Origin of the sequence: Caulobacter sp. AP07 (assembly GCF_000281955.1) — a bacterium.
Classification (GTDB): domain Bacteria; phylum Pseudomonadota; class Alphaproteobacteria; order Caulobacterales; family Caulobacteraceae; genus Caulobacter.
Map to the genome: position 1 here is coordinate 1 of NZ_AKKF01000043.1, position 10,458 is coordinate 10,458.

Here is a 10,458-nt window from a genome sequence, read left to right on the forward strand (position 1 = left end):
CTCGCGCCAGCCGCGCGGCAGCCGCCGCGCGTCGTGGCGCTCTCCAGCATAGATCGAGTCGAACAGGGTCGGGCCGTCGGCGCTCCGCCACGAGGGATCGGTGACCAGCACCTGGGTCGAACCGTCGGCCCGGACGATCTCCAGCCGGGCCCGCATCGCCGGCTCGGCCGTCCACGGCGCCTTGTGGAAGTACCATTCGTTGGGCTCGGTCACGCCGTACCAGCCACGTCCCAGCTCGGCGGCCAGGACGTTGCGCCCCTCGCCGATCAGGGCCGTGACGTCGTGGGCCGTGTAGAGCACCCGCTTGTCATAGGCCGTCCAGCCGGTGGCCAGGGGGCCGGCGCCGATCGCCTGGCCGTTCAGGCTGAGATCGGCCCAGCCGCCGGCCGCGACATAGAGCCGGGCCCGCGCCACCGGTCCCTCGACCTCGAACCCGCGCCGCAGCAGTGGCGCCGGGTGAGCCAGAGGCAGCATGATGTCCTTGCCGGGCACACCGGCGGCGATGGTCAGGCCGTCCGGCCCGGGGTCGCCGCCCGTGAACGGATTATCGCCGCCCTCGAAGCGGGTCTCGAAACCCGGGCGGTCGGGAGCGGTCAGGCTGACCGCGTGGATCGTCGCCGCGCCGGCCTCCGGGGCCAGGAAGCCGAACGTGCCCTCGGCCTGGGTCGTGTCGTCCAGGGTGTCGATGACGACGCCGTCGAGGCTGACGCTCAGCGTCGCGCCCCTGGCGGTGATCACCAGTCGCCGGCGCTGGCCGGCCAGGGTCGCGAAGGCGGCGGGCAGCGGTGTGGTCTTCAGCTTGCGCAGCTTGACCTGCGGGCTGGTCCCGCCCGGATATTGCCGCACCTGGACCATCAGCGACGGCGCGCCCTCGACCTCGCCGATCCGCAGGACATAGGCCTCGCCATAGGTCTTGCCCTCGGGCCGGGCCCGCAGCAGCACGTCGAAGAACCGGCCCCTCAGGGTGAAGTCGATGGTCAGGACCTGGTCGGCCCAGCCGCGCGGCGGGGCCAGGTTGCGACCAATCCAGGCCGCCTCGCCCCAGTCGGCGGGATCCAGCAGGCCCATCTCGAAAGCGGCGGGCGCGCCCCAGGCCCCTGCCCGCCCCGCCGCGTCCCACAGCCGGACCCGCCAGGCGCGGCGTTGGCGCGAGGCCAGGGGCGGACCGGCATAGGCCGCCTCGACCGCGTCGGCGCTGGCGACCTTGCCGCTGTCCCAGACCGTCCGGCCGGCTACGAGCTCGGCCTCCGATCCGGCGACCTGCACCTGGTAGGCGCTCTGGCCGACCGCCGGCGGACGCCACATCAGCCGGGGTCTCGGCTCGTCCAGGCCGATCGGGCTGGGCGCATATTCCGCGCGCGGATCGACGGGCGCCCTCGCCGTTTCCAGCGCCGAGGCGCCGCCGCCCACCGCCAACCAGCCGGCCAGCGCCGCGCCGCCGCCGAGCGCATCGCGCCGCGTCGCCTTGACCATCAGTCGTCTCCGAAGGTGGGCGCGATCAGTGCGCGCCGGGGGCCGCGCCCGTCGCGGAGGCCGTCGGCGCGGGCACCTTGGCCAGGGCCTCGCCCAGGGCCTTCAGCGCCTCCTCGTCGAGATTGGCCTGCGGAAAGCCGGCCAGCTCGCGCGGGCTCAGGCCCTTGATCAGCTCGGCCGTGGCCGCCTGCTCCTCGGGCGGCGCCTCGGGCTGGCCGGCGGCCTCGCCGCGCTTGCGGAAGAACTCGCTGAGCACGGCCCGGGCGGCCGGGTCGGCGAAGATGTCGGCCATCTTGGTGTCGACCGAATAATAGGGCGTGGCCGGGGCCGCCTGCCGCGCCTGGGCCATGCCGCCCGCCGACAGGATCGCCACCGACGCCATCAGGGCGATCGTCAATTTCCTCGACATGTCGAACCTTCCATTCAAAGCCAAAAAGAGCGTTTCCAGCGAAGGACGAGCGCCTTCGTTCTTTATTACGTTATGCAGTTGTATAATGAAAGTCGAGCCTCATCAGCGCACCATGATGGCCATCAGGGCGTCGGCATGGGCCTCGATCACCGCGGGGTCCGAAGGGTCCACGCCCCACACGCGCCGGACCTCCGGCGCCAGGGTGTAGAACAGCTGGGCCGCGCCGACGAAGATGTAGACCGAGGCCGGGACCGAGACCTTGGGCAGGATCCCCTCCTTCTGGCAAAGCAGCACGAAGTCCTCGGCCGCCTTGCGGGTGTGGACGATGAACTCGTCGGCCGCCCAGCGGAAACGCTCGCTGTCGCGCACGCTTTCCTGGACCATCAGCCGGGCGTGCTCGGGGTGTCGCGCCGAATACAGCACCACCGCCCGGATCACCGCCTTGGCGAAATCGCGGTACGAGCCGTAGGCCGGATCGTCCGGAGCCGGCAGCCGCAGTTCCTCGGCCTGACGCTTGAACAGGAACGACACCGCCGCCCGCCACAGGGCGTCCTTGTTGTCGAAATGGTACTTGATCAGCGCGTGGTGCACGCCCGCATGGGCGGCGATCTCGCGCGTCGACGCGCCCTCGAAGCCCTGTTCGGAAAAGATCTCCAAGGCCGACTGGAGAATGCTGGCCTGGGTGGCCGCCTTCTGGCGCGCGCGAATGTTCAAGACGGGATCCCTGGGTCGTGGGCGCCGCAACCCGCGACGCACGGTGAGACTAACAAGAGACTCGGCGGAAATGAAATTGGTTCACCAAGCGGTGAATCAGGCTCGACATTTCATTATACAAGTGCATAACGTAACACAGTCGATACGGACCGCACAGAGTCCGAGGGGAAACGCAAGATGCGCGATCTGAAGCGAAAGCCACTGGCGCGCGTGTCCTACGCGCCGCTCCTCGCCGTGGCCCTGAGCCTGGCCGCCTGCGGCGCTCAGAGCCAGACCCCGCCGCCAACGGAGTCGTTGGCTCCGGTCGAAGCCCGGATCGCCACCGGCGCCCTGCGCGGCTACAGGGCCGCCGGCGTCAACACCTTCAAGGGCGTGCCCTACGCCCAGCCGCCGGTCGGAGCCCTGCGCTGGCGTCCGCCGCAGGCCGCCCAGGCCTGGACCGGCGTGCGCGACGCCCAGGCCTTCGGCTCGGACTGCATGCAGAACCGCGCCGGCTGGGACGACAGCCAATCCACCCTGCCGGTCAGCGAGGACTGCCTGACCCTGAACGTCTGGTCGCCCGACAACGCGGCAAAGGCGCCGGTCATGGTCTGGATCCACGGCGGCGGCTTCGTGATGGGCTCGGGCAGCCAGCCGGTGTTCGACGGCGCGGCCCTGGCCCGCCGCGGCGTGGTCGTGGTGACCTTCAACTACCGCCTGGGCCGCTTCGGCTTCTTCGCCCACCCGGCCCTGACCACCGAGCATCCGGGCGAGCCCAAGGCCGACTACGGCCTGATGGACCAGGTCGCGGCCCTGGCCTGGGTGAAGGCCAACATCGCCGCGTTCGGCGGTGATCCCGGCAGGGTGACGATCTTCGGCCAGTCGGCCGGCGGCGGCTCGGTCAACCAGCTTCTCCTCATTCCCACGGCGCGCGGCCTGTTCCAGCAGGCCATCGCCCAATCGGGCGGCGGCCGCGACCTGTGGCCGCTGCTGTCCAAGGACCGCCCGGGCAAGGTCTCGGCCGAATCGACCGGCACGGCCTTCGCCGCCAAGGCCGGGGTGAAGATCCAGGACGCCGAAGCCTTGCGCGCCCTGCCCGCCGCCAAGGTGCTGGGCAAGCTGGACCTGCTGAACCAGGAGGAGGCCACCTATTCCGGCCCGGTGATCGACGGCAAGCTGGTCACCAGTTCGGCGACCGAAGGCTTCGCGGCCGGCCGCCAGGCCAAGGTCCCGTTGCTGATCGGCGCGGGCAGCGACGAGATGGGGATCATCCCCGGCTTCCTGAAGGGGATGTTCGCCGGCAAGATCGTCGCCCAGCTGGGGATTCCGGAAGACAAGCTGCTGGGCGTCTACGGCTCCAAGGCGGCGCTGAACGCCGACCTGCCAAGCGACGCCTCGTTCGTCGAGCCCGCCCGCGCCCTGGCCGGGCTGGCGGCCAGGTCCGGCCAGCCGGTGTGGATGTACAGCTTCGGCTATGTCGCAGAGGGCAAGCGCAAGGACTGGAAGGGCGCGCCGCACAGCAGCGACCTGGCCTATGTCTTCGACACCCTGTCGACGCTGAAGGACAAGACCTCGCCGGCCGACCAGGCCATGGCCACGCGCTGGGCCGACACCTGGGTCGCCTTCGCCAAGACCGGCGCGCCCGACACTCCCGCCCTGCCCGGCTGGCCCCGCTACGACGCGGCCACCGACCTGCGCATGGCCGTGACCAACGACGGCGCGGCGCCGGGCACCTCGCCCGACCGCATCCGCGCCCTGGCGACGCTGCGCGACGCCCAGGCCGCCACCACCAACCAACCATAAAAAACGGAGGGGACGAAAATGTTGAGGTTCAAGACGGGATTGGCGCTAGGCGCCTCCATGGTCGCGCTGATGTCCGGCCAGGCCCTGGCCCAGGACGCCCAATCGACGGCCAAGCCGGCTGACGAAGCCATGCTGATCACCGAGGTGGTGGTCACCGCGCAGAAACGCGAGGAAAAGCTGCAGGACGTGCCGATCGCCATCAGCGTGGTCGGCGAACAGGAACTGATCCGCCGCAACATCGGCAATATCGACCAGCTGAAGCTGGTGGTCCCCAGCTTCGACGCCACCTCGTTCGGCGTCTCGGTGCGCGGCGTCGGCACCTCGACCTTCTCGACCTCGATCGAGCCGACGGTCTCGACCGTGCTGGACGGCGTCGTGCTGGGCCGGCCGGAAATGGCCCTGGGCAGCTTCTACGACGTGGCTCGGGTCGAGATCCTGCGCGGCCCGCAGGGCATGCTGTTCGGCAAGAACGCCTCGGCGGGCCTGGTCAGCATCACCACCCGGTCGCCCAAGCTCGGCGCGCTCGAAGCCCTGGCCAACGTCAGTGTCGGCGAGGGCGGCTACAACAAGTCCGACGCCGCCGTGAACCTGCCGCTGGGCGACAAGGCCGCCCTGCGGGTCGCCGGCTTCGTCAACAAGCTGGACGGCGTGCTGAACAACAAGTTCGACGGCCGCGCGTTCAACGGCAACGACGAATGGGGCGGCCGCGCCAAGCTGCTGTGGCGGCCGACCGACAGCATCGACGTGCTGCTGACCGCCGACTACGCCAAGCAGGACCAGTCGGTGACCTGGTCGCCCTACAAGGTGAACCCGGCCGGCGCGCTGGCCTTGGTCTATGCCGGCTGCGGCGTGAAGGCCTCGCCCGACAACACCAACCTGTGCATCGACGGACCGCAGTACAAGCGCCGCGAGAACTACGGCTTCGCGGCCCAGGTCGACTGGAGCCTGCCCGCCGGCCTGACCCTGACCTCGATCACCGCCATCCGGCGCGACTTCGACGACAGCAACGGCGACTCCGACAGCCTGCCGGTCAACATCCTCAACGACAACATCTCCAACCAGGACCTGCGCCAGGTCAGCCAGGAGGTGCGCATCGCCTCGCCGACCGGCGGCAAGTTCGACTACGTGGCCGGCGTCTACTACTTCCGGCAGAAGACCATCCAGGTCACCGACCAGACGGGTGGTTTCGGCCTGCCGTTCAATCTGAAGGGCAGCAGCACGATCAACAGCCTGGTGGACACCGCCAGCTACGCCGTCTTCGGCCAGGCCCACTACCAGCTGACCGAACAGCTGAGCCTGATCGGCGGCGCGCGCCTGACGCGTGACGAGGTGTCGCTGGATTTCCATCAGTTCGCCAAGCCGTTCCCCTACATCGCCGTCAACCCGAAGGTGGACTCCTACGACATCGCCCGGGAAACCAACCTTTCCTGGAAGATCGGCGCCCAGTACCAGTTCGCCGCCAAGACCATGGGCTATGCGACCATCTCGCGCGGCTACAAGGGTCCGGGCTTCAACCAGACGGGCGTCAGCAACGCCACGACCAGCCAGGAGGTCGGTCCCGAGATTCCGACCAGCTACGAGGTCGGCGTGAAGACCACCCTGCTGCAGGGCCTGGCGGTGCTGAACGTCGCGGCCTTCGACACCAAGTTCGAAGACTATCAGGCCCAGACCGTCGACTTCACCCTGACGCCGCCAGCCTTCCGCACGATCAACGCCGGCGACCTGAAGACCCGGGGCGTCGAAGCCGACCTGACCGTCATCCTGGCCCCCGGCCTGATGGTGACCGCGGCCGCGGCCTATATCGACGCCAAGTACGGCCAATTCGCGCCGATCTCCTGCGATCCGGTGGTCACGCCCGTCGGCTGCGTGGTGCTGAACCCGTCGCGTCCCCCGCTTACCCCGCCGCTCTACGGCTATGACGCCTCGGGCCAGCGCCTGGGCGGGGTGTCTAAGTGGAAGGCCAGCCTGGCGGCGGTGTACGAGCGCCCGATCGGCCACGGCCTGAAGCTGGCCGGCTCGGCCGACTACGGCTGGCGCAGCGACGCCAACGCCGCGGCGACCAAGGACCCCAACACCCTGATCAAGGCCTACGGCATCCTCGGCTTCACCCTGGGGGTCGGCGACGAGGGCGACCGCTGGAAGCTGGCGGTGTGGGGCAAGAACGTCACCGACAAGCGCTTCCCCAGCGCCCTGTTCGGCACGCCGTTCGGCGGGGCCGGCGACTACAGCCAGGTGCTGACCGGCGACGCCTTCCGCCGCTACGGCGTGACCCTGAACCTTCGCTACTAGGCGTTTGGCGGCCGCCTGCATCGTTTCCCGAGCAGGCGGCCGTCCGAAGCGGGAAGACGTCGAGCGATTCCCGCTCTTTAGGACCGGAGGGCCTGCGCCCTCCGGTCTCTTTTTTTGTCGGATTTTAGGGGCAAGCGGGCGTGATCGGGGACATGCCCATGGGCATGTCCCCAGCCGTGGGCGCGGCTTTACGCCCGTTCCACCACCACCTCCAGCGGCCCCGCCACGGCGGCCCAGACCAGGACAAGCTGCGCCTCGCGGTCGTGGGTCCAGCGGGCGTCCGGCTGCGACAGCCGCACCTGGACGCCGTTCGGGAAGTGCGCGGCCGGCAGGTAGATCTCGGTCGGGGCGTCGATGGCGGGGTCGGCCTCCAGCTCCAGGTCGAACCGCCCTTCGGAGAACCGCATCACGCCGATCACCCCCTGGGTCAGCCGCGCATAGGGCCGGCAGAAGCCCAGCAGGGCCCGGGCGCCGGCGTCGGGATCGTTGGCCCCGTCATCGACCTGGTCGGCCGAATAGATCGATAGGTCCTCCTGGTTCCAGCCGTCGCCCACCCGCAGGTCGTTGCGGTTGCTGGCGGTGTAGTTCCACTGGGTCGAGGACAGTCGCAGCGCGTCCAGCGCGTCGTACATCAGGCCCAGCGCCTGGGCGTGGGCGGTCCATGGCGCCTGGCCGCGCTGGCCGCGCTCCCAGGCCTCGAAGGCGTCGCCGCCGTTGAGGTCGTAGGGGATGCCGAACTCGCCGATCAGGGTCGGCGCGCCCTGCTCGCCGAACCGCGAGCCCAGCCAACCCACATAGGCCAGCTGGTTGAAATACTGGGCCCGCAGGGCGTCCAGGTCCTGGGCCGGGTCGAAGCGCTTCTTGCGCAGGATGTTGATGTCGTACCAGTGGCTGGCGTTGACGCTGCGCTCGGGCATCGCCTCGGGGAACATCCGCCCGGTGCCCAGCACGTAGGGGCACAGCTCGGCGAACACCAGCCAGTCGGAGCGCACGGCCCGGATCGTCTGCGCCACCCGGGCGAAGAACGGGGCCATGAACTGGTTCTCGTGGTCGATCGGCCGGCCGTCGCGGACCCGGAAGAAGTCCTCGTCCAGCACCTGCCCGCCCTCGCCGTCGAACCGCCAGGCGCCGGCCTGTTCGAAGGGGTCGGGGCCGTCGTGCGTCCAGATCGAGACACCGGCCAGGTTGGCGGGCTGCTCGCCCACCGCCTGCAGCACGCCCTTCTCGTCGCTCCAGCCCAGGCGGGTGATCGACACCGTCTGGCCGCGCGCCGCGCGCAAGGCGTCCAGCGGCGTCCAGTAGGGGCCCGGCCAGACGTGCATCGGGTCCTCGGGCGTCGCCCGCAGCCGGGGCTGGCTCATCGGCAAACCCACCCAGCCGAGGCCGGGCTCGTTGAAGGTGTCGAAGCCGATGACGTTGTCCAGGTGCGCCACCCGCGCCGCCACGACGGCCATGGCGCCCAGATAGTGGTCCTGCAGGAAGTGCTGGACGTTGCGCCCCTCGACCGTCCAGTCCGGGGTCAGGGTCGCGCCGGCGAAGAAGGCGGTCCAGGCCACGCCGTTGGCGGCCAGGCGGTAGTTCGACGCCCAGCTCATCATCGGATAGCGGTCTTCCTGCCGCGCCTCCGGACTGTCGTAGTCGTAGCGGTGCTGCATGACGTGGGCCGCGTCGGCCGCGTCGAAGCAGGTGAAGTCCAGGCCCAGGGCCTCGAACACCCAGCCCGGCGCCCCGTCGCCGCCGCTCATCCGGCTCCAGACGTCCTGGTGGAAGTCCACGAACACCAGCAGGCCATGGGCCCTGGCCTTCTCGATGACGGCGACGAAGTAGTCGAGATAGTCCTGGTCGTACTGGCCCGGGCCCGCGTGTTCGACCGCCTCCCAGGTGGTCAGTAGCCGCAGGGTGTTGAACCCCCAGCGCGCGATGCGCGCCAGATGGACGTCGGCCTCGTCCAGCGGGAACGGCCGGCCGACGAAGCTGACCGTCCGATGGTCGGAGAAGTCGCTCGGCCGGTCGGTGCCTCCGTCCGGCCACGGGACCTTGCAATCGCCGCCCAGATTGACGCCGCGCAGGATCGCCTGGCGTCCGTGCGGGTCCACGAAAAGGCTTCCACGCACATCGATCAGCGGCTTTGACATTCCATCCCCTCGGAGGCATTCTCGTTTCGTTATACAACTGGTGAATAAACACGACGGACCCGCCGGTCCAGTCCTGCCAGGGTGAAACGGGGAAGAAATGTCGGGGACTCAGTCAGACGGAGCGCAGCTCACGGCCTTCAAGAAGGTCGCCATCGGGGCCGGGGATTTCGGCTTCAACCTCTATTGGCAGACGGCCGGGCTCTACCTGCTGTTCTTCTACACCGACAGCCTGGGGCTGCCGGCCGCCACGGCCGGCTTCATCTACATGGCCGCCCTGATCTGGGACGCGGCGCTGGACCCGGTTCTGGGCCTGCTGGTCGACCGCACCCGCACCAGCATGGGCCGCTATCGGCCTTATCTCATTATGGGGGGAGCGCCGCTGGCGCTGGGCTTCATCGCCATGTTCGCCGGGCCTTCGGCCCCGGGCGCGGCGGCGGTCATCTTCGCCGCGGCCACCCACCTGGCGTTCCGCACGCTCTACGCCGTGGTCTCGATCCCCTACGCCGCCCTGTTCGCCCGCATCACCAAGGACAGCGCCCAGCGCGGCGACATGGCCGGCATCCGGATGGTGTTCGGCACCCTGGCGGCGATCGCCGTCGCCGCCCTGACCCTGCCCCTGGCCCAGGCCCTGGGCACGCCGGAAGCGCCGCGCCGCGGCTGGCTGATCGTCGGCGCCGCCTATGGCGTGATCGCCGCCCTGTGCCTGCTGGGCGTGGCCTGGGCCGCGCGCGGCCTGGACATGGCCGACGAGGCCCCGCCGCCGCCCCGCCCGCTGCGCGACGTGGTCCGCAGCCTGGCCGCCAACCACGCCCTGCACCTGGTGCTGGGCGCCGTGGCCCTGAGCGCCTTCTCCGGCACGATGTTCTCCAAGAACCTGCTCTACTACTTCAAGTACGTGGTCGGCGACGCCAAGCTGGGCAGCACGGCCCTGGCCATCGGCGCCCTGACGGCGGCGATCTGCGTGCCGGCCTTCGCGGTCGTGGTCCGGCTGGTCGGCAAGCGCGCCACCTGGCTGATCGGCGCCATCCCCGGCCTGGCCGGCCTGCTGGTCTGGCACTTCGTCGACGGCATGGGGGTGATCCCGCTGTTCGCCGCCGTGGTGCTGCAGGCCATGGGCCTGGCCTCCTACGTCGTCTGCTTCTGGGGCATGCTGCCCGACACCGTCGAGTACGGCGAATGGCGCAGCGGCGTGCGCACCGAGTCGATGGTGTTCGGCCTGACGGTGCTGGGCCAGAAGGCGGCCCTGGGCCTGGGCGCCGGCTTCCTGGGCCTGGCGCTGTCGCACATCGGCTACACGGCCAACGCCGTCCAGACCCCGGAAACCCTGGCCGGGATCAAGGCCATGATGTTCTGGATCCCGCTGATCGGCGGCATCGGCTCGGCGGGCCTGATCTTCTTCTACCCGATCAACCGCGCCGCCCACGAGAAGATGGTGGCCGAGATCGCCGCCCGCTCGGAACAGACCCCCATCGCCCCGATCAAGATCTCGCTGCAAGAAACGGTGATTCAATGACCTCCGCCTCCCTCCGGGCAGCGCCCCTCGTCGCGTCGTTCGCCCTGGCCGGGGCCGCCGCCCTGGCCACCCAGGCCCAGGCTGCCACCGCCTGCGACGACCTGGCCAAGGTGAAGGTCGCCGGCGCGACCATCACCGCCGTC

General features: G+C 69.9%; 7 protein-coding genes. 3 read left to right on the forward strand and 4 right to left on the reverse strand.

Features of this window, described 5'->3' with window-relative positions; genetic code table 11:
* The 3 genes from PMI01_RS03970 to PMI01_RS03980 form a co-directional block, all read right to left on the reverse strand.
* On the reverse strand, window positions 1-1,473 hold a 1,473-nt coding region (locus tag PMI01_RS03970; RefSeq protein WP_007663322.1), incomplete at its 3' end, for an alpha-L-rhamnosidase N-terminal domain-containing protein.
* 25 nt (window positions 1,474-1,498) lie between these two features.
* Window positions 1,499-1,882 (reverse strand): hypothetical protein, encoded by a 384-nt coding sequence (locus tag PMI01_RS03975; protein WP_007663324.1) that lies wholly within the window; start codon window positions 1,880-1,882, stop codon window positions 1,499-1,501.
* Window positions 1,883-1,984: 102 nt separating this feature from the next.
* Window positions 1,985-2,596, reverse strand: a complete 612-nt coding sequence (locus tag PMI01_RS03980; protein WP_007663326.1) for a TetR/AcrR family transcriptional regulator — start codon at window positions 2,594-2,596, stop codon at window positions 1,985-1,987.
* Between the two features lie 177 nt (window positions 2,597-2,773).
* On the opposite strand from PMI01_RS03980, the gene PMI01_RS03985 reads away from it, so the two are divergent.
* Both PMI01_RS03985 and PMI01_RS03990 read left to right on the forward strand, forming a co-directional pair.
* Complete coding sequence (locus tag PMI01_RS03985; protein WP_007663328.1) at window positions 2,774-4,378, forward strand: carboxylesterase/lipase family protein; 1,605 nt, start codon at window positions 2,774-2,776, stop codon at window positions 4,376-4,378.
* Window positions 4,379-4,435: 57 nt separating this feature from the next.
* Window positions 4,436-6,667, forward strand: coding sequence for a TonB-dependent receptor (locus tag PMI01_RS03990; protein ID WP_051989892.1), 2,232 nt, complete (start codon window positions 4,436-4,438; stop codon window positions 6,665-6,667).
* A 188-nt stretch (window positions 6,668-6,855) separates the two neighbouring features.
* Here PMI01_RS03990 and PMI01_RS03995 read toward each other — a convergent pair whose 3' ends face one another.
* Window positions 6,856-8,802: a glycoside hydrolase family 5 protein gene (locus tag PMI01_RS03995; RefSeq protein ID WP_007663331.1), complete on the reverse strand. Its 1,947-nt coding sequence runs from the start codon at window positions 8,800-8,802 to the stop codon at window positions 6,856-6,858.
* A gap of 97 nt (window positions 8,803-8,899) precedes the next feature.
* On the opposite strand from PMI01_RS03995, the gene PMI01_RS04000 reads away from it, so the two are divergent.
* On the forward strand, window positions 8,900-10,315 hold the full coding sequence (locus tag PMI01_RS04000; protein WP_007663333.1) for an MFS transporter: 1,416 nt from the start codon (window positions 8,900-8,902) through the stop codon (window positions 10,313-10,315).
* The last annotated feature ends 143 nt before the right edge of the window (window positions 10,316-10,458 follow it).

Bases quoted from the DNA above. Each gene is read 5' to 3' on its own strand.
- PMI01_RS03975 (WP_007663324.1), bottom strand. From the start codon at position 1,882: ATGTCGAGGAAATTGACGATCGCCCTGATGGCGTCGGTGGCGATCCTG.
- PMI01_RS03985 (WP_007663328.1), top strand. From the start codon at position 2,774: ATGCGCGATCTGAAGCGAAAGCCACTGGCGCGCGTGTCCTACGCGCCG.
- PMI01_RS03990 (WP_051989892.1), top strand. From the start codon at position 4,436: ATGGTCGCGCTGATGTCCGGCCAGGCCCTGGCCCAGGACGCCCAATCG.
- PMI01_RS03995 (WP_007663331.1), bottom strand. From the start codon at position 8,802: ATGTCAAAGCCGCTGATCGATGTGCGTGGAAGCCTTTTCGTGGACCCG.
- PMI01_RS04000 (WP_007663333.1), top strand. From the start codon at position 8,900: ATGTCGGGGACTCAGTCAGACGGAGCGCAGCTCACGGCCTTCAAGAAG.